This window comes from Pseudomonas hunanensis (assembly GCF_013393325.1).
Lineage (GTDB): Bacteria > Pseudomonadota > Gammaproteobacteria > Pseudomonadales > Pseudomonadaceae > Aquipseudomonas > Aquipseudomonas putida_P.
The window spans coordinates 58,070-75,567 of record NZ_QJRC01000084.1 but is presented as its reverse complement, the minus strand read 5'-3'; the positions used below and the strand labels follow the sequence as shown (position 1 = coordinate 75,567).

Annotated in this window: 19 protein-coding genes; 14 read left to right on the top strand and 5 right to left on the bottom strand. The window is 63.5% G+C overall.

Features of this window, described 5'->3' with window-relative positions:
- Nucleotides 1-61 precede the first annotated feature (61 nt).
- The 3 genes from DM807_RS11470 to DM807_RS11460 form a co-directional block, all read right to left on the bottom strand.
- Nucleotides 62-1,423 carry a DUF3426 domain-containing protein gene (locus tag DM807_RS11470; RefSeq protein ID WP_069942920.1) on the bottom strand — a complete coding sequence of 454 codons (1,362 nt, stop codon included), beginning with the start codon at nucleotides 1,421-1,423 and terminating at the stop codon, nucleotides 62-64.
- 42 nt (nucleotides 1,424-1,465) lie between these two features.
- Nucleotides 1,466-2,344, bottom strand: a complete 879-nt coding sequence (gene prmA, locus DM807_RS11465; RefSeq protein ID WP_012274387.1) for a 50S ribosomal protein L11 methyltransferase — start codon at nucleotides 2,342-2,344, stop codon at nucleotides 1,466-1,468.
- 201 nt (nucleotides 2,345-2,545) lie between these two features.
- Nucleotides 2,546-3,001 (bottom strand): MaoC family dehydratase, encoded by a 456-nt coding sequence (locus tag DM807_RS11460; protein WP_012274386.1) that lies wholly within the window; start codon nucleotides 2,999-3,001, stop codon nucleotides 2,546-2,548.
- A gap of 143 nt (nucleotides 3,002-3,144) precedes the next feature.
- On the opposite strand from DM807_RS11460, the gene DM807_RS11455 reads away from it, so the two are divergent.
- The 3 genes from DM807_RS11455 to DM807_RS11445 are packed head-to-tail and all read left to right on the top strand — an operon-like array spanning nucleotide 3,145 to nucleotide 4,820.
- A complete protein-coding gene (locus DM807_RS11455) occupies nucleotides 3,145-3,507 on the top strand; it encodes a CidA/LrgA family protein (protein WP_012274385.1) in 363 nt (120 codons plus the stop codon).
- A complete protein-coding gene (locus DM807_RS11450; protein ID WP_012274384.1) occupies nucleotides 3,504-4,220 on the top strand; it encodes an LrgB family protein in 717 nt (238 codons plus the stop codon). The genes DM807_RS11455 and DM807_RS11450 overlap by 4 nt, the downstream gene beginning before the upstream one ends.
- A 9-nt stretch (nucleotides 4,221-4,229) precedes the next feature.
- Nucleotides 4,230-4,820 (top strand): LON peptidase substrate-binding domain-containing protein, encoded by a 591-nt coding sequence (locus DM807_RS11445; RefSeq protein ID WP_012274383.1) that lies wholly within the window; start codon nucleotides 4,230-4,232, stop codon nucleotides 4,818-4,820.
- 65 nt (nucleotides 4,821-4,885) lie between these two features.
- On the opposite strand, the gene DM807_RS11440 is transcribed toward DM807_RS11445, so the two are convergent.
- Complete coding sequence (locus tag DM807_RS11440; protein WP_069942916.1) at nucleotides 4,886-6,202, bottom strand: bifunctional DedA family/phosphatase PAP2 family protein; 1,317 nt, start codon at nucleotides 6,200-6,202, stop codon at nucleotides 4,886-4,888.
- Between the two features lie 2 nt (nucleotides 6,203-6,204).
- Nucleotides 6,205-6,873 carry a DNA-3-methyladenine glycosylase gene (locus DM807_RS11435; protein ID WP_012274381.1) on the bottom strand — a complete coding sequence of 223 codons (669 nt, stop codon included), beginning with the start codon at nucleotides 6,871-6,873 and terminating at the stop codon, nucleotides 6,205-6,207.
- A 294-nt stretch (nucleotides 6,874-7,167) separates the two neighbouring features.
- Between DM807_RS11435 and DM807_RS11430 the strand changes: the two genes are divergently transcribed.
- From DM807_RS11430 to lipB, 11 genes are all read left to right on the top strand, one after another.
- Nucleotides 7,168-8,439: a glutamate-5-semialdehyde dehydrogenase gene (locus tag DM807_RS11430; RefSeq protein WP_060493402.1), complete on the top strand. Its 1,272-nt coding sequence runs from the start codon at nucleotides 7,168-7,170 to the stop codon at nucleotides 8,437-8,439.
- Nucleotide 8,440: 1 nt separating this feature from the next.
- Complete coding sequence (gene nadD, locus DM807_RS11425; RefSeq protein WP_012274379.1) at nucleotides 8,441-9,100, top strand: nicotinate-nucleotide adenylyltransferase; 660 nt, start codon at nucleotides 8,441-8,443, stop codon at nucleotides 9,098-9,100.
- A 43-nt stretch (nucleotides 9,101-9,143) separates the two neighbouring features.
- The gene (gene rsfS, locus DM807_RS11420; protein WP_009685825.1) at nucleotides 9,144-9,563 is read left to right on the top strand and encodes a ribosome silencing factor; all 420 of its coding nucleotides are present in this window, start codon (nucleotides 9,144-9,146) and stop codon (nucleotides 9,561-9,563) included.
- A gap of 10 nt (nucleotides 9,564-9,573) precedes the next feature.
- On the top strand, nucleotides 9,574-10,041 hold the full coding sequence (gene rlmH / locus DM807_RS11415; RefSeq protein ID WP_012274378.1) for a 23S rRNA (pseudouridine(1915)-N(3))-methyltransferase RlmH: 468 nt from the start codon (nucleotides 9,574-9,576) through the stop codon (nucleotides 10,039-10,041).
- Between the two features lie 16 nt (nucleotides 10,042-10,057).
- Nucleotides 10,058-11,947 (top strand): penicillin-binding protein 2, encoded by a 1,890-nt coding sequence (mrdA, locus tag DM807_RS11410; protein WP_179027391.1) that lies wholly within the window; start codon nucleotides 10,058-10,060, stop codon nucleotides 11,945-11,947.
- Between the two features lie 38 nt (nucleotides 11,948-11,985).
- Complete coding sequence (rodA, locus tag DM807_RS11405; protein ID WP_049773313.1) at nucleotides 11,986-13,089, top strand: rod shape-determining protein RodA; 1,104 nt, start codon at nucleotides 11,986-11,988, stop codon at nucleotides 13,087-13,089.
- A gap of 17 nt (nucleotides 13,090-13,106) precedes the next feature.
- The gene (gene mltB, locus DM807_RS11400; RefSeq protein ID WP_012274375.1) at nucleotides 13,107-14,117 is read left to right on the top strand and encodes a lytic murein transglycosylase B; all 1,011 of its coding nucleotides are present in this window, start codon (nucleotides 13,107-13,109) and stop codon (nucleotides 14,115-14,117) included.
- Nucleotides 14,117-15,118, top strand: coding sequence for a septal ring lytic transglycosylase RlpA family protein (locus DM807_RS11395; RefSeq protein ID WP_060514263.1), 1,002 nt, complete (start codon nucleotides 14,117-14,119; stop codon nucleotides 15,116-15,118). The genes mltB and DM807_RS11395 overlap by 1 nt, the downstream gene beginning before the upstream one ends.
- A gap of 222 nt (nucleotides 15,119-15,340) precedes the next feature.
- Nucleotides 15,341-16,501: a D-alanyl-D-alanine carboxypeptidase family protein gene (locus DM807_RS11390; protein ID WP_012274373.1), complete on the top strand. Its 1,161-nt coding sequence runs from the start codon at nucleotides 15,341-15,343 to the stop codon at nucleotides 16,499-16,501.
- 73 nt (nucleotides 16,502-16,574) lie between these two features.
- Entirely contained in the window at nucleotides 16,575-16,850 is a 276-nt protein-coding gene (locus tag DM807_RS11385; protein ID WP_003249736.1) for a DUF493 domain-containing protein, read from the top strand.
- Nucleotides 16,850-17,497: a lipoyl(octanoyl) transferase LipB gene (gene lipB, locus DM807_RS11380; protein WP_012274372.1), complete on the top strand. Its 648-nt coding sequence runs from the start codon at nucleotides 16,850-16,852 to the stop codon at nucleotides 17,495-17,497. The genes DM807_RS11385 and lipB overlap by 1 nt, the downstream gene beginning before the upstream one ends.
- Nucleotide 17,498: the final 1 nt, after the last annotated feature.

The following is a 17,498-nucleotide window of genomic DNA, read 5'->3' as shown; positions in this document are numbered from 1 at the left end:
TATGACATTTGGTAAGCGCGGGGGCTTGTTACTGTGTTGCAGCCCCCGGCAAGCCGGCCCTTCATTCCGGCGAACGGAAGCTCAGGCTGTAATTCACGGCCTTCGGCCCCGGGTCGAGGATGTCCAGGGCGATGTGGATTGGCGTCTGGCTGGGCATTTCGCCACGCCCTGCCAGTTCGCCGGACAGGTACTCGCTGGGCTTGAAGCGACGGCTGGCGATCAGCTGGCCATTGAGGTCGGCGAAGCGCAGCTCCAGCAGCGGGAACGGCTGGGCGAAGGGTGCGCGGTTGTAGATGATCGCGTCGACGATCAATGCGCCCTTGAAGTCCGGGTGGCTACGCACCACCAGGTTGCTGCTCTTGATACGGGCAATGTCGACGCGGGTGGGTACCTGGCAGCCGACCATCGGGCAGATTTGCTGGAAGATCGGCCGATACTGGTCCTGGCGGGCCATTTCGTCGAAGTGGAACCACACGTACTGAAACGCCAGCAGGCCGGCGGCCAGCAGGGTCAGAAAACCCCACAGCAGGCGCTTGCCCCAGTTAGGCGCGGGCTTTTCCCAGCCCAGTTGCAGCGGATCGTCGACCACGTCGACCAGTGGCTCCTTGCGCGAGGGGCGTTCGGCTTTGCCGGTAAGGCCCGGTTCCAGGCGCTCCCCGGGCAGTACCTCGACGGGTTCGTCGTCGCGCGCCGACAGGTGCAGCGCCAGCGGCTCATCGTCGCGGGCACTCAGGCCTCTTTCCGGGGTTTCGTCATCGCTGGCGCGCAGCGGTTCGCCGAATGCGGGCTGTTCATCGGTTTCGGCCGCGCGGTGCGCGGGCGGCTCGTCTTCGATGTCCAGGTCAAGGTTGCTGCCCAGGGTCGGCTCGGTGCGCTCGCCGGGTGCAGGGCCCAGGTCCAGCTCAAGGGGTTCCGGCTGCAGCAATACTGGGGCGGGCTCTGCCGGGTGCTGCTGCTCGAAGGGCTCATCGGTGGCCGTGCCGAACAGGTCGTCTGCGTGCTCGTCCAGGTGCAGTTCGTCGCGCCGTGCCTGCAGCCCGTCATCCTGGCTGGCCGGGCGTGTCGGGGCGGTTTGGCCGCGACGCTCCAGGCGTTCCAGTTCCTTGTCGAGGTCAAGCTCGTCCAGCGCCTGGGCGGTAAGCGCCCAGTCCTGGTCAAGGGTACTGCTGCGTACTTCGACGGTAGGCTCAGGGGTACTGGCAGGCTCGATCAGCGGCTCGGCAGGCGCGGCAGGTGCCGGCGCAGGTGCCGCAGCCGCGCTGGCGGTACCGGCACGGTTCTGCTCCAGCAACTGCTTGGCGGCGTTGAACACCTGCAGGCAGTGACCGCAGCGCACCACGCCACGGGCCACGCTCAGCTGGTGGTGGGTGACGCGAAAGCTGGTCTGGCAATGCGGGCACTGGGTGACGAAACTGTCGGTCATGCGGCAATCCGGGAGCTGTGCAGAAAAGTATTCTAGGCCCGCTTAGCGGCGCCGACCACTGATGCGCACCCAGCCGTCGCGCACGACGATAGGGTCCAGATCAAAGTCGGCGGCGTAGGCGGCGGCTACTTCCTCGCCCTGCTCGGCAAGGATACCCGACAGCGCCAGCAGGCCACCTGGGCGAACCAGGCCGGACAACTGCGGTGCCAGCGACACCAGTGGGCCGGCGAGGATGTTGGCGACCAGTACGTCGGCCTGCATCGCTGGCATGTGCTCGGGCAGGTACAGTGCCAGCTTCTCATCGGCAACGCCGTTGCGCTGGGCATTGTCGCGCGAAGCCTCGATGGCCTGCACGTCGATGTCGGTGCCTACCGCTTCACGGGCGCCCAGCAGCAGTGCGGCGATGGCGAGGATGCCCGAGCCGCAGCCAAAGTCCAGCACCTGGGTGCCGTCGAGTTGCTGGCCGTCGAGCCATTCCAGGCACAGAGCCGTGGTGGGGTGGGTGCCGGTACCGAAGGCCAGGCCTGGGTCGAGCAACAGGTTGACGGCATCTTTTTCCGGGGCTTCGTGCCAGCTAGGCACGATCCACAGACGGCGGCCGAAGCGCATCGGCTGGAAGTTGTCCATCCAGCTGCGTTCCCAGTCCTGGTCCTCGATCACCTCGGCTTGGTGTTCGGGCAGCTCGGCGCCAGTCAGCAAGCGCAGGTGGGCGAACACCTGCTCTGGGTCGGCATCGGCCTCGAACAGGGCCAGCAGGTGGGTGTGCGACCACAGCGGTGTGGTGTTGAGGTCGGGTTCGAAGATCGGTTGATCTTCGGCATCCATGAACGTGACCGAGACGGCGCCTACTTCAAGCAGGGCGTCTTCGTAGGTTTCGGCTTGTTCCGGGCTGATGGCCAGGCGTACTTGCAGCCAGGGCATGGCGGGCACCTTTGGTAAATCGACAGGGGCAGCCCTTGGCTGCGCGAAGGCTGGCAGTTTACGCGAGTGCGCAGGGTTTGTAGAGGAGGCCGGGCGCACACCCTGTGGGAGCGGCTTTAGCCGCGAACACCGGCAACGCCGGTGCCATGCCACGCAGCGGATGCTTCGCGGGTGAGCCCGCCCCCACAAGTACCGTGCGGCCTAGACGAAGCAGAGCGAGAGCGACTCCGCTATATAAGCAGGCTTTTCTTCGCCGTCGATCTCCAGCGTGGCAATCGCCTTGAGCAGCCACTGCCCCGGCTTCTTCTCCACCACCTCGGCCAGGTCCACCTTCAGCCGAACCTGGCTGTCTACCTTGACCGGCTGGATGAAGCGCACGCTGTCCAGCCCGTAGTTCACCACCATCTTCAGCCCTTGTGGCAGGACCAGGATGTCCTCGATCAGTTTGGGAATCAGTGACAAGGTCAGGAACCCGTGGGCGATCGTGCCGCCAAACGGGGTTTTTGCCGCTTTTTCAGGGTCGACATGGATGAACTGGAAGTCGCCAGTCGCCTCGGCGAACAGGTTGATGCGCTGCTGGTCGATCTTCAGCCAGGCAGAGCGGCCCAGTTCCTTACCAACGTACTGCGAAAGCTCTGTAACCGGTACATAGGGCATCGCGGACTCTCCGGGTTGTCAGTTGGTACGAAAGTGCAAGATCAGCACGGCGAACCGTTTCAGTCAAGTTGCCTGCTTTTCGGCGAATATCGGTCTATAGCCGCGCGTGCTTATAATGGCGGCCATGCCCGAGGGAGATGCTTATGCTGTTGCGTGGTTTGACCTGGCTGGTGCTGTTCCAGCTTTTGGGGACGGCGATCAATCACCTGTTTGTGCCGTTCTTGCCTGGGCCGATCATCGGCCTGTTGTTGCTGCTGTTCTTCCTCATGGCTCGCGGCGAGGTGGGCAAGCCGCTGAACGAGGCCGCCAGTAGCCTGTTGCGCTACTTGCCGCTGTTGCTGGTGCCGCCGGCAGTGGGGGTGATGGTGTATGCCAAGGACATTGCCGCCGACTTCTGGGCGATTGCCGGGGCCTTGCTGATTTCTTGTCTGATGACCCTGGTGTTCGTCGGTGTGCTGATGCAAAAGCTCATCCATCGCCAGGGCAAGCGTGAGGAGCAGCCATGATGCTCGACTGGCAAGGTGCACTCGATGCGGTCGTGCATCACCCGTTGTTCGGCATCGGCATCACCCTTGGGGCCTACCAGGTGGTGCTGGCAGCCTACGAGAAAACCCGCTGGATCTTCCTGCAACCTGTACTGGTATCGATGTTGCTGGTGATCGGTGTGCTGCTGTTGTGTGGCATCGATTACAGGGAATACCGCAAGAGCACCGAAATCATGAACATCCTGCTGGGGCCCGCCACCGTGGCCTTGGCTGTACCGCTCTATCTCAACCTACGGCGTATCCGCCAGCTGTTCTGGCCGACATTTACTACGCTGGTAGTCGGAGGCCTGTTCGCCACGCTCTGTTGCCTGGTGCTGGGCTGGTGGTTCGGTGCCGAGCACATGATCCTGATGACCATGGCGCCAAAGTCGGTCACCTCGCCGATCGCCATGCTGGTCGCCGAGCAAATTGGCGGTGTGGCGGCCCTGGCAGCGGTGTTCGTGCTGATTACCGGGGTAATCGGGGCCATCTTCGGCCCGGCCCTGCTAAGCCGCTTTGGCGTGCACAGCCCCGAGGCGCGCGGCATGTCGCTGGGGGTGACTGCACACGCGGTGGGCACTTCGGTGGCCCTGCAGGAAAGTGACGAATGCGGCGCCTTTGCCGCGCTGGCGATGAGCCTGATGGGCGTGGCCACGGCGGTGTTCCTGCCGCTGGCAGTCAGCCTGGTGGCTTGAGGAGTTGTGATGACGCTACCGCTGTTTCCGCTCAATACCGTGTTGTTTCCCGGCTGCTTTCTCGATTTGCAGATTTTCGAGGCGCGCTACCTGGACATGATCGGGCGCTGCATGAAGCAGGGCGAAGGTTTTGGTGTGGTGTGCATCCTTGAAGGGGAGCAGGTCGGCAAGGCTCCGCCAGTGGTGGCCTCGATCGGCTGCGAGGCCGTCATTCGCGACTTCGTGCAGCAGGACAACGGCTTGCTGGGTATCCGTGTCGAGGGCGTGCGACGCTTCAATCTGGGAAGCACCGAAGTGCAGAAGGACCAGTTGCTGGTGGGGCAGGTGCAATGGCTGCCGGAGCAAGTGGACAGCCCGTTGCTCGAGGCCGATGACGACCTGATGGCGCTGTTGGTGGCGTTGGGCGAGCACCCCATGGTCGAGGCGCTGGACATGCCGCGCCCGGTGGATGGGCGTCAGGCGTTGGCCAATCAGCTGGCGTACCTGCTGCCGTTCATGGAAGAGGACAAGCTGGATCTGCTGGCAATCGATTCGCCGCAGCTACGGTTGGGGGAGATCCAAAAGCTGCTGGAGCGGATTCAGGGTGAGCTATTCGCCTGATGGTTCTGTTTTGCTTGTGCCTGCCCCTTCGCGGGTACTCCCCGAAGGGGCAGGCACTGGCGACCTCAATATTGGTACCTGAGCAAAGCCTGTGGCAGTGCATGCATGGCAAAGAACGCCAGCAAGGCCAGGCACGCCGGCAACACCAGCCACCACACCCGCAGCGGCAGGGCCGGTAGCGTCTGCTGGCGCTGTACCAGGGTCAGGCTAAGCGCGCACACGCAACATGCCAGCAAGGCCCCAGCTAGGATGTCGGTCGGCCAGTGCGCCCCCAGGTAAACCCGTGACAGGGCAATCGCCAGCGCCGGAATACAACCCAGCATCACCCAGGTCAGGCGCATTCGTGGCGGCTGTCCGCGCCCGGCCAGCACTGCCATCACCAGAAAGAACGCGAACGACGCCGAACTGTGCCCGCTGGGCATGCTGTAGCTGGTCAGCGGGTCGGTCAACACTTCCGGCCGGGCCCGGGCAAACAGCCATTTCAGGGTGCCGTTGGCGATCGCCGTGCCCATCAGTGCGCCGGCGGCGAAAAACGCATGCCGCCACTGACGGGCAAGCAGCAGCAGGCCGGTCAGCAGGCCGCCGAGGAACAGTTGGGTGCGGAAGTCGCCCAGCCGCGTCACCAGGACCACAATGCCATCGATGGCCTGGCTGCGATGTTCCTGCACCAGTGTCATCACCCCTTGGTCGAACTCATGCAGGTAGGGCCAGCCGAGGAACACGCCGACCAGGGCGATGAAACTGAGGGCGGCCACCAGCCGAGTACCGTGGCGCTGGTCACGCAGGCTACTGTTCAGGCTCAGGCCAATCAGCACCGCCAGGGTACCGGCGATGATCCCGGCATCCAGCCAGAAGCCTTCTGGCAGAGGCAGGCGCATGGCAGCACCGGTGGCCCAGCCGGGCAGTAAATACGCGACCGACCAGCCGGCGCCCGCCACCAGGCTGACGGCGATGAAGCGCGGCAGTGGCATGTCGAACATGCCGGCGACCATGGGCAGCATGGGCCGCAGCGGACCGATGAAGCGGCCTACCAGCAGGCTGGCAATGCCATAGCGCTGGAAGTAGCTTTCGGCGCTGCCGATCCATTCCGGGTGGTGACGCAGCAGGGGCAGGCGGCGGATGTTCTGGTGGAAGTACTTGCCCACCGTGTATGACAAGGCGTCGCCCAGCAGGCCACCTAGAAAGCCCAGCAGCAAGGTTTCGCCCAGGGTGAATGCGCCGCTGCCGGCCAGTACCGCGACGGCGAACAGCAGCACGGTGCCTGGCACGATGATGCCGGCGATGGCCAGGCATTCAATGCAGGCGATCAGGAAAATCGCCAGGCCAAGCCACTGGGGGTTGGCGCTTAGCCAGCCGGTCAGGCTGTCGAGCCATTGGCCCATGTTCAGCTTCCTTGTTCGAGAATGAAGAAGTCACGGCCTTCGACTTGGCCGCGACGTAACGGGTTCCGCGTGCAGAAGCGCGCGTACTCGGCGTCGACGAAGCGGTACGGGAGGTGCTCGTCGCGCCCGTGTGGGATGCCCAGGCGGGCGGCCTGGATCACCCGGGGCACGGCGTTGCCACAATCCTCGACGTACAGGCGTTCGGCGTCGAAACGCTGGGCGTCCCAGTGCGGTACTTTCAGGCCCAGGGCCCGGCACAGCAGGGTCTGGCCGGCGCACAGGCGCTCATCCGGGCGCAGCTTGCCGCTGGCGTCGGGGTTGTTCAGCTGCATCTGCGCCAGGCTGTTGGGCCCCGAGAGGGCGTCCTGCCAAGGATAGGCAGACTTGATCAGCACCGCGTTACCCGGCCCGTGAGCGCTGAAGTTCAGCGAGTCGCCGCCGCGGGCGTAGTACATGTAGATATGCCCGCCATCAAGGAACAGCGCCTTGCGCTTTTCGGTGTAGCCGAGCGAGGCGTGGCTGCCTTTGTCGGTGAGGTAGTAGGCCTCGGTCTCGATGATCCGCGCAGCCAGCCACAGGTCGCCGTGGCGATGGCGGATAACCTTGCCGAGCAGGCCCTTGGCCACGGTTTGGGCATCACGGTCGAAAAAGCTGTCGGGCAGGGCTGGCATGCGGACGGTTCGTGGCTGGGGAGGCGGGATGATAGCAATGAATGGCTTAATCGAGGCTGAATCGATCGTGATGTTGGCAGTGTCGTTGTAAGGGGGCAGGCCTTATGAAAGCCCTGTGGGCGTGGGCGTGCCCGCGAAAAGGCCACAACGGATGGTGATTTTTTCGATAACCCTGGTTACATCTTTCCTGCCCATTGCCCCTGCCATTTTCTACCATCCGCCACCCGCCGCTGGGCGTACACCTGCGCGGCAGTTATAATCAGCCGATTTCCCCTTCGCCAAGACACCGAACCCATGACTGAGTCCGTTCTTGACTATATGACCCGCCTGGGTCGCGCTGCCCGTGAGGCTTCCCGGGTGATCGGCCGTGCCAGCACCGCGCAGAAGAACCGCGCCCTGCAAGCCGCCGCCGACGCGCTGGACGCCGCCCGTGCCGAGCTCACTGCTGCCAATGAGCTGGACCTGGCCGCCGGCCGCGCCAATGGCCTGGAGCCAGCGCTGCTCGACCGCCTGGCGCTGACCCCGGCACGCATCGACGGCATGATCACCGGCCTGCGCCAGGTGGCCAGCCTGCCGGACCCGGTCGGTGCCATCCGCGACATGAGCTACCGCCCATCGGGTATTCAGGTCGGCAAAATGCGCACGCCGCTGGGGGTGATCGGGATCATCTACGAGTCGCGCCCGAACGTGACCATCGATGCCGCCAGCCTGTGCCTGAAGTCGGGTAACGCGACCATCCTGCGTGGCGGCTCCGAAGCCATCCATTCCAACCGCGCCATTGCCACCTGCATCCAGCGTGGCCTGGCCGAAGCCGGCTTGCCGGCAGCCGTGGTGCAGGTGGTCGAGACCACTGACCGCGAAGCCGTGGGCGCGCTGATCAGCATGCCGCAATTCGTCGATGTCATCGTGCCGCGCGGCGGCCGTGGCCTGATCGAACGCATCAGCCGCGATGCCCGCGTACCGGTGATCAAGCACCTGGACGGCATCTGCCACGTTTATGTCAGCCAGCATGCCGACCTGGACAAGGCCTGGAATGTGGCCTTCAACGCCAAGACCTACCGCTACGGCATTTGCGGGGCCATGGAAACCCTGCTGGTCGACCAGCGGGTGGCGGAGCGCTTCCTGCCGGAAATGGCCCGCCGCTTCCAGGAGAAGGGCGTGGAGCTGCGTGGCTGCGAGCGTACTCGCGCGCTGGTCGAGGCCAAACCGGCCACTGAAGACGACTGGCACACCGAGTACCTGGACGCGATCCTGTCGATCCGCGTCGTCGATGGCCTGGACCAGGCCATCGAGCACATCAACCACTATGGCTCGCACCACACCGACTCGATCATCAGCGAACACCAGGGTGAAGCCCGCCAGTTCATGGCTGAAGTCGATTCGGCGTCGGTCATGCTCAACACTCCGACCTGCTTTGCCGACGGCTTCGAGTACGGCCTGGGCGCGGAAATCGGTATTTCCACCGACAAGCTGCATGCCCGTGGCCCGGTCGGCCTGGAAGGCCTGACCTGCGAGAAGTACGTGGTAATCGGTGACGGCCAGCTGCGCGGCCAGGGGACCTGCTGAGTTGAGCAAGGCCCAGGCAGTCCGGCGCATCGGCATTCTAGGCGGCACCTTCGACCCCGTGCATATCGGCCACCTGCGCAGCGCGCTGGAAGTGGCCGAGCTCATGGGGCTGGACGAGTTGCGCCTGTTGCCCAATGCCCGGCCGCCACACCGCGACACGCCACAGGTGGCCGCGCAGGATCGCCTGGCCATGGTGCGTGAAGCGGTGCAGGGCGTCGCTTGCCTGAGCGTCGACGCCCGCGAGCTGGAGCGCGACAAGCCGTCGTACACCATCGATACGCTGGAATCGATCCGCGCCGAACTGGCCGGCAACGACCAGCTGTTCCTGGTGCTGGGCTGGGATGCCTTTTGTGGCCTGCCTGCCTGGCACCGCTGGGAAGAGTTGCTGCAACACTGTCACATCCTGGTGCTGCAACGCCCGGATGCCGACGTAGAACCCCCTGACGAGCTGCGCAACCTGCTGGCTGCGCGCTCGGAGAGCGATCCCACCGCCATGTCCGGCCCGGCGGGAAATATTTCGTTCGTCTGGCAGACGCCGCTTGCGGTGTCGGCTACACAGATCCGACAGCTGCTGGCCAGCGGCAAATCGGTGAGGTTCCTGGTGCCGGACGCCGTACTGGCCTATATCGAGGCGCACGAACTGTATCGTGCGCCCAACTGACGGTGCCTCTGGCGCCTCATCCAACGAGTTGAACGAGTTTTTTATGACCAAGCAAAAAATTTACGGCGAAGAACTGGTCGCAGTGACCAAGGCAGCGCTGGAAGACGTCAAGGCCCAGGACATCCAGGTCATCGACGTGCGCGAAAAGCACAGCCTGACCGACTACATGATCATTGCCACCGGTACCTCCAACCGCCAGATCAACGCGATGGCCGAAAAGGTCCGTGAAGCGGTCAAGGCCAAGGGCGCCCAGCCACTGGGTGAAGAAGGCAAAGGCGACAGCGACTGGGTGCTGCTGGACCTGAACGACGTCATCGTGCACATGATGACCGCCGCTGCCCGCCAGTTCTACGACCTGGAGCGTCTGTGGCAGGGTGCCGAGCAAAGCCGTGCCGCCGATGGCAAGCACCACAGCCCGGACCATGCTCACGAGTACTCCGACAAGCTCAAAGACCGCGAATAAGGAAAGCGCTGTGCGTCTGCGCCTGATTGCGGTCGGCTCGCGCATGCCCAAGTGGGTCGAGGAAGGCTGGCATGAATATGCCAAGCGCCTGCCCACCGAGCTGTCGCTGGAGCTGGTGGAAATCCCGCTGAATACCCGTGGCAAGAATGCCGACGTCGCTCGCCTGATCCGTCAGGAGGGCGAAGCCATGCTGAGCAAGGTGCAGCCTGGGGAACGCATTGTCACCCTCGAGGTCCATGGCAAGCCCTGGAGTACCGAGCAGCTGGCCACCGAGCTGGACCGCTGGCGCCTGGATGCGCGCACGGTGAATTTGATGGTGGGTGGCCCGGAAGGCCTGGCGCCCGAGGTTTGCGCGCGCGCCGAGCAACGTTGGTCGCTGTCGCCGCTGACTTTGCCGCACCCGTTGGTAAGGATACTCATCGGCGAGCAGATCTACCGCGCCTGGACCGTGCTGTCCGGGCACCCTTACCACAAATGAGCCTGTAAGCAGTCCGATGTCGCAGCCGATCCGTCTCAAGGACCACGAGAAAGACGCCCGCCTGGTGCGCAACCGCGTCGTGGTCGGCGCGGTGGCGATCATGCTGCTTATTTGCGTGCTGATTGCGCGGCTGTACTACCTGCAGATCATCCAGTACGACTACCACTCCACGCTGTCGGAAAACAATCGGGTGCACGTGCAGCCGATCCCGCCGACCCGCGGGCTGATCTTCGACCGCAATGGGGTGATCGTCGCCGATAACCGGCCCAGCTTCAGCCTGTCGATGACCCGCGAACGCGCGGGTAACTGGCAGGAAGTGCTGGATACCATCGTTGAAGTGCTGGAGCTGACCGACGACGACCGCGCCCTGTTCGAGAAGCGCATGCGCCAGGGCCGCCGGCCGTTCGAGCCGGTGCCGATCCTGTTCGAGCTCAACGAAGAGCAGATCGCCCGGGTGGCGGTAAACCAGTTCCGCCTGCCGGGCGTGGAAGTGGTGGCCCAGCTGGTGCGGCATTACCCGCAGGGTGCGCATTTCGCCCATTCGGTGGGTTATGTAGGGCGGATTAACGAGAAAGAGCTGAAAACGCTCGACCCGGTGAACTACAGCGGCACCCACCATATCGGCAAGACGGGCATCGAGCGCTTCTACGAAGATGCCCTGCACGGCCAGGTAGGTTACGAGGAAGTCGAGACCAACGCCCGTGGCCGTGTGCTGCGGGTGCTCAAGCGCACCGACCCGAAACCGGGCAAGGACATTGTGCTGAGCCTGGACATCAAGCTGCAGGAGGCTGCCGAGGCTGCCCTGGGTGGCCGACGCGGTGCGGTGGTGGCGCTCGACCCTCGGACCGGCGAGGTGCTGGCAATGGTCAGCCAGCCAAGCTTCGACCCCAACCTGTTCGTCACCGGCATCAGCTTCAAGGCCTATGCCGAGCTGCGCGATTCGATCGACCGGCCGTTGTTCAACCGCGTGCTGCGTGGCCTGTACCCACCGGGTTCGACCATCAAGCCGGCGGTGGCTATTGCTGGCTTGGACAGTGGCGTGGTCAATGCCAGCAGCCGGGTGTTCGACCCAGGCTATTACCAGTTGCCCAACTACGATCACAAATACCGTAACTGGAACCGCACCGGTGATGGCTGGGTTGACCTGGACACCGCCATCATGCGTTCCAACGACACCTACTTCTACGACCTTGCGCACAAGATGGGCATCGATCGGCTGTCCACCTACATGAACAAGTTCGGCATCGGCCAGCGGGTTTCCCTCGACATGTTCGAGGAGTCTGCCGGGTTGATGCCATCGCGCGAATGGAAGCGTGCCACCCGTCGCCAGGCTTGGTTCCCTGGCGAAACCCTGATTCTCGGCATCGGCCAGGGCTACATGCAGGCCACGCCGCTGCAACTGGCCCAAGCCACTGCGCTGATCGCCAACAAAGGCGTGTGGAACCGCCCACACCTGGCCAAGACCATCGAAGGCCAGCCGCCGGTGGACGACAACCCGATGGAAAACATCGTGCTGCGTGACAAGTCCGACTGGGCCAAGGTCACCCATGGCATGGAGCAGGTGATGCACAACGCCCGTGGTACCGCGCGCAAGGCCGCTGCCGGTGCTCAGTACCGCATTGCCGGCAAGAGCGGTACCGCCCAGGTGGTGGCGATCAAGCAGGGCGAGAAGTACGACCGTAACAAGCTTCAGGAGCGCCACCGCGACCACGCGTTGTTCGTCGCCTTCGCCCCGGCCGAGGCCCCGAAAATCGTGGTGTCGGTGATGGTCGAGAACGGTGAGTCCGGTTCTGGTGTCGCCGCGCCGGTGGTACGCCAGATCATGGACGCCTGGCTGCTCGACGAAAATGGCCGGCTCAAGCCCGAGTTCGCGCCTGCCACCGTTACCCAGGAATCGCCTCTGTGATGAACAATTTCGATCGCATGCTCTCCAGCGAGGATGTGATGCGTCGGCGCGCCAGCTTTCTGCAGCGCATCCATGTCGACGGCCCCCTGCTGATCATTCTGCTGACCCTTGCGGCTGGCAGCCTGTTCGTCCTTTATTCGGCCAGTGGCAAGAACTGGGACCTGCTGCTCAAGCAGGCCACCTCGTTCGGCATCGGCCTGGTGTCGATGTTCGTCATCGCCCAGCTGGAGCCGCGCTTCATGGCCCGCTGGGTGCCGCTGGCCTACCTGGCCGGGGTGCTGTTGCTGGTAGTGGTGGACGTGATGGGCCACAACGCCATGGGCGCCACGCGCTGGATCAACATCCCCGGGGTGATTCGCTTCCAGCCCTCGGAGTTCATGAAGATCATCATGCCGGCGACCATCGCCTGGTACCTGTCCAAACGCACCTTGCCGCCGCATTTGAAGCACGTGGCAATCAGCCTGGTGCTGATTGGCGTGCCGTTCATCCTGATCGTGCGTCAGCCCGACCTGGGCACAGCCTTGCTGATTCTCGCCTCCGGCGCCTTCGTGCTGTTCATGGGTGGCCTGCGCTGGCGCTGGATCCTCAGCGTGCTGGCCGCGACGGTGCCGGTGGCGGTGGCGATGTGGTTCTTCGTCATGCACGACTACCAGAAGCAGCGGGTGCTGACCTTCCTCGACCCGGAAAGCGACCCGTTGGGCACCGGTTGGAACATCATCCAGTCCAAGGCGGCGATCGGCTCGGGCGGCGTGTTCGGCAAGGGCTGGCTGCTCGGCACTCAGTCGCACCTGGACTTCCTGCCGGAAAGCCACACCGACTTCATCATCGCCGTGCTTGGTGAGGAATTCGGCCTGGTCGGTATCTGCCTGCTGTTGATCGTCTACCTGCTGCTGATCGGCCGTGGCCTGATGATCACCGCCCAGGCACAGACCCTGTTTGGCAAGCTGCTTGCGGGCAGCCTGACCATGACCTTTTTTGTATACGTGTTCGTCAATATCGGAATGGTCAGCGGCCTTCTGCCCGTGGTGGGCGTGCCGCTGCCTTTCATCAGTTATGGCGGAACATCGTTGGTGACGCTGCTTTCAGCGTTTGGCGTTCTGATGTCGATCCATACACACCGCAAATGGATCGCGCAGGTTTGAATAAGGTGAACAATTTCATGCAAGCAGTGCGTAACTGGGCTGCCCGTTGTGCGCCGTGGATCGGTGCGGTGGGCCTGTTCGGCGCTGTACAGCTGGCCCATGCCGGTGATTACGAGGGCTCGCCGCAGGTAACCGAGTTCGTTGGCGAAATGAGCCGCGACTATGGTTTTGCCCCTGAGCAACTGATGGGCGTGTTCCGTGAGGTACAGCGCAAGCAGTCGATCCTCGACGCCATTTCGCGCCCGGCCGAACGGGTAAAACCGTGGAAGGACTACCGGCCGATGTTCCTCACCGATGCGCGCATTGCCCGCGGTGTGGACTTCTGGCGCCAGCACGAAGCGGTATTGGCGCGTGCCGAGCAGGAATACGGCGTACCGGCGCAGTACATTGTCGCGATCATCGGCGTGGAAACCTTCTTCGGCCGCAATACCGGCAACTACCGCGTGATCGACGCCCTGTCGACCTTGGGCTTCGACTACCCGCCACGGGCCGAATTCTTCCGCAAGGAGCTGCGCGAGTTCCTGCTGCTGGCGCGTGAGGAACAGCTCGACCCCTTGACGCTCAAGGGCTCGTACGCCGGCGCCATGGGCTTGCCGCAGTTCATGCCAAGCAGTTTTCGCAACTACGCGGTGGACTTCGACGGCGACGGTCATATCAATATCTGGAACAACCCGGACGATGCCATCGGCAGCGTGGCCAGCTACTTCAAGCGCCACGGCTGGGTGGCTGGTGAGGGTGTGGTCAGCCGTGCCTGGATCGAAGGTGAGCGCGCAGACGAAGGCCTGACTACCGGCATCGAGCCGGTGAAAACGGTAGGGGAGTTGCGCGGGCTTGGCTGGTCGGTTCATGATTCGCTGCGCGATGATCTGCCGGTTACCGCCTTCCGTCTCGAGGGCGACAACGGCCCCGAGTACTGGATGGGCCTGAAGAACTTCTATGCGATCACTCGCTACAACCGCAGCGTGATGTATGCCATGGCGGTGCATCAGCTCGCGGAACAGCTGGTTCAAGTACGGGGCGTCAAGTAATGCGTGCAATCATCTCTGGCAACGCTTTCAAGCTGTTCACCTGCCTCGCCGTCGGCGTGGCGCTGGCCAGTTGCTCTTCCAACCGCCCGGCCCAGCAAAGCAGTGGCAATGTCGTGCGCAGCCAGCCGGGCCTGGACATCAACCGGGCGCACAAGGACGGCGCACCGTGGTGGGACGTGGATGTGAACAAGATCCCCGATGCCACGCCGACCGTGCATACCGGCAACTACAAGGCCAACCCGTACACGGTGCTGGGCAAGACGTACTACCCGATGCAGGACTCGCGCAACTACCGCGCCGAGGGCACGGCGTCGTGGTATGGCACCAAGTTCCACGGGCAAAACACCGCTAACGGCGAGCTGTACGACCTGTATGGCATGAGCGCGGCGCACAAGACCCTGCCGCTGCCGGCCTATGTGCGGGTGACCAACCTGGCCAACGGCCGTAGCGTGATCCTGCGGGTGAACGACCGTGGCCCGTTCTATTCCGACCGCATCATCGACCTGTCCTATGCCGCGGCGAAAAAGCTCGGCTATGCGGAGATCGGCACCGCGCACGTGCGCGTCGAGGGTATCGACCCGCAGCAGTGGTGGGCCCAGCGTGGCCAGACGCCGCCGATGGTGCTGAAAGAGCCACAAGTGGCGCAGACCCAAGCGATCCCGGCCAGCACCGGGCGCGTCGAGCAATGGACCCCGCCGCCACAGCAGCATGCGGCGCCGGTGGTGCCGGTTCAGGTAGGTGGCAACAATGTACCCGGCGGCAACGGCGGCAGCTTCCTGCAGGTAGGCGCTTTCGCCAACCCGGACGCTGCCGAGTTGCTGCGCTCCAAGCTCAGCACCATGGTCAGCGCGCCGGTGTTCATCAGCTCGATCGTGCGAAACCAGCAGACCCTGCACCGCGTGCGCCTGGGGCCGATTGGCAGCCAAGGTGAGATCCAGCAAGCACAAGACAGCATCCGCCTGGCGAACTTGGGGCAGGCCAAGCTGGTCACAGCTGACTGACTGTGGAAGCGGGCTTGCCCGGTCCCGCAGGGCAACTCCAAACTGTCGGTTTTGTCATGAATTGCCGGGCGCGCCCATGTACAATGACGGCTTTTGCCCGCAGCGACATAAAGCCGCACGTTCGCGGGCCAGGCCACTGGCCATAAAACTAGACTGACTGGCGCTGGGCACATGATCTTGCCCAGGGAACATCTCAGACCATTAGCGATTTTCGAGAGACGGATGAACATCACCAACCTTGCCAAACGACTTTGCCTGCCTGTACTGCTGATGATCACGCCTGCCGCCTTCGCGGCAGAGCAGATGACGCCGGCGCCACCACAACTGGCAGCCAAGTCCTACGTACTCATGGACGCGTCCAGCGGCAACGTGCTGGTCGAGAACAACGGTGACGAGCGCCTGCCGCCAGCCAGCCTGACCAAGCTGATGACCGCCTACATCGCCACCCTGGACATCCGCCGTGGCCAAATCGGTGAGAACGACCCGGTTACCGTCAGCGAAAACGCCTGGCGTACCGGCGGTTCGCGCATGTTCATCAAGGTTGGCAGCCAGGTGACTGTCAGCGACCTGCTGCACGGCATCATCATTCAGTCCGGTAACGACGCCTCGGTCGCCTTGTCCGAGCACATCGCCGGCAGCGAAGATGCGTTTGCCGACATGATGAACAAGACGGCTGCCGACCTGGGCATGACCAACAGCCACTTCATGAACCCGACTGGCCTGCCGAACCCGGAGCACTACTCGTCGGCGCACGACATGGCGACCCTGGCCCGCGCGATCATCACCGTCGACCCGGCTCACTACGCGATCTACTCGCAGAAAGAGTTCTTCTGGAACAACATCAAGCAGCCCAACCGCAACCTGCTGCTGTGGCGTGACAAGACCGTCGATGGCCTGAAAACCGGCCACACCGACGAAGCCGGCTACTGCATGGTGGCTTCGGCCGTTCGTGACGGCCAGCGCCTGATCGCCGTGGTGTTCGGCACCAACAGCGAGCAGTCGCGTGCTGCCGAGACCCAAAAGCTGCTGACCTATGGCTTCCGCTTCTTCGAAACCCAGACCTTCTACCAGAAGGGCACCGAGCTGACCCAGGCTCCGGTCTGGAAGGGCGCCACCGGCCAGATCAAGGCTGGCCTGGCTGACGACCTCACCATGACTATGCCTAAAGGCCAATTGAAGCGCCTGCAGGCTTCGATGACCATGAACCCGCAGCTCACCGCACCGATCGCCAAAGGTGACGTGATCGGCAAAGTGGAAGTCAAACTGGACGAGAAAGTGGTTCACAGCGCCGACCTGATCGCCCTCGATGGCGTCGAGGAAGGTGGTTTCTTCCGCCGTATGTGGGATAGCATCCGTCTATTCTTCTACGGGTTGTTCAACTGATACGTGACCTGCATGCCCCCGCGTATCTCGCGGGGGCGTTGTTGTTGCCACGGCTTACGAGGCCGTTTCCGCCATGAGCGAACCAGACGTCAAGTCGCATAAGATCGAATTCCCTTGCGACGATTACCCGATCAAGGTAATCGGCGATACCGTTGTCGGTTTCAAGGACACGGTCATCGAGATTCTCAGCAAGCACGCCAAAGTCGACCTTTCCACCCTGGCCGAACGCCAGAGCAAGGAAGGCAAGTACACCACCGTGCAATTGCACATCGTTGCCGAAAGCGAGAACCAGCTGCACGATATCAACAGCGCCCTGCGCGCTACCGGCATCGTGAAAATGGTGCTCTGATGTCCGCTTGCCTCGGTTTTCGCGAGCTTGGCCTGCAGCCCTATGAACCGGTGCTGGAGGCCATGCGCCGTTTTACCGAGCAGCGCAGCCCGGACAGCCAGGATGAAATCTGGCTGGTCGAGCACCCCGCGGTCTTCACCCAGGGCCAGGCTGGCAAGGCCGAGCACCTGCTGGTGCCGGGCGACATCCCGGTGGTGCAGACTGACCGCGGTGGCCAGGTGACCTATCATGGCCCCGGTCAGCAGGTGGCCTACCTGCTGCTGGACGTGCGCCGGCTGGGCTTTGGCGTGCGTGAGCTGGTCAGCCGTATCGAACAGGCCTTGATCGGCCTGCTCGCCAGTTACGACGTGCAGGCATCGGCCAAGCCCGATGCTCCGGGCGTCTATGTCGATGGAGCGAAAATCGCCTCCCTCGGCCTGCGAATCCGCAACGGCCGTTCGTTCCACGGCCTTGCCCTGAACGTGGACATGGACCTTGCGCCATTCCGCCGAATCAACCCCTGCGGCTATGCGGGGCTGGCCATGACCCAGCTGCGCGATCTGGCAGGCCCGATCGAACTCGACGAGGTCAGGACAAGGCTGCGCGGACAGCTGGTCAAGCACCTCGACTACGCTGAGCAGACGACCCTCACGGGCGGAATCGACTGAA

Excerpts from the sequence above, each read along its gene's own strand:
- DM807_RS11470 (WP_069942920.1), bottom strand. The coding sequence starts at position 1,423 with ATGACCGACAGTTTCGTCACCCAGTGCCCGCATTGCCAGACCAGCTTT.
- prmA (WP_012274387.1), bottom strand. The coding sequence starts at position 2,344 with ATGCCCTGGCTGCAAGTACGCCTGGCCATCAGCCCGGAACAAGCCGAA.
- DM807_RS11460 (WP_012274386.1), bottom strand. The coding sequence starts at position 3,001 with ATGCCCTATGTACCGGTTACAGAGCTTTCGCAGTACGTTGGTAAGGAA.
- DM807_RS11455 (WP_012274385.1), top strand. The coding sequence starts at position 3,145 with ATGCTGTTGCGTGGTTTGACCTGGCTGGTGCTGTTCCAGCTTTTGGGG.
- DM807_RS11450 (WP_012274384.1), top strand. The coding sequence starts at position 3,504 with ATGATGCTCGACTGGCAAGGTGCACTCGATGCGGTCGTGCATCACCCG.
- DM807_RS11445 (WP_012274383.1), top strand. The coding sequence starts at position 4,230 with ATGACGCTACCGCTGTTTCCGCTCAATACCGTGTTGTTTCCCGGCTGC.
- DM807_RS11440 (WP_069942916.1), bottom strand. The coding sequence starts at position 6,202 with ATGGGCCAATGGCTCGACAGCCTGACCGGCTGGCTAAGCGCCAACCCC.
- DM807_RS11435 (WP_012274381.1), bottom strand. The coding sequence starts at position 6,873 with ATGCCAGCCCTGCCCGACAGCTTTTTCGACCGTGATGCCCAAACCGTG.
- DM807_RS11430 (WP_060493402.1), top strand. The coding sequence starts at position 7,168 with ATGACTGAGTCCGTTCTTGACTATATGACCCGCCTGGGTCGCGCTGCC.
- rsfS (WP_009685825.1), top strand. The coding sequence starts at position 9,144 with ATGACCAAGCAAAAAATTTACGGCGAAGAACTGGTCGCAGTGACCAAG.
- mrdA (WP_179027391.1), top strand. The coding sequence starts at position 10,058 with ATGTCGCAGCCGATCCGTCTCAAGGACCACGAGAAAGACGCCCGCCTG.
- rodA (WP_049773313.1), top strand. The coding sequence starts at position 11,986 with ATGCGTCGGCGCGCCAGCTTTCTGCAGCGCATCCATGTCGACGGCCCC.
- mltB (WP_012274375.1), top strand. The coding sequence starts at position 13,107 with ATGCAAGCAGTGCGTAACTGGGCTGCCCGTTGTGCGCCGTGGATCGGT.
- DM807_RS11395 (WP_060514263.1), top strand. The coding sequence starts at position 14,117 with ATGCGTGCAATCATCTCTGGCAACGCTTTCAAGCTGTTCACCTGCCTC.
- DM807_RS11390 (WP_012274373.1), top strand. The coding sequence starts at position 15,341 with ATGAACATCACCAACCTTGCCAAACGACTTTGCCTGCCTGTACTGCTG.
- DM807_RS11385 (WP_003249736.1), top strand. The coding sequence starts at position 16,575 with ATGAGCGAACCAGACGTCAAGTCGCATAAGATCGAATTCCCTTGCGAC.
- lipB (WP_012274372.1), top strand. The coding sequence starts at position 16,850 with ATGTCCGCTTGCCTCGGTTTTCGCGAGCTTGGCCTGCAGCCCTATGAA.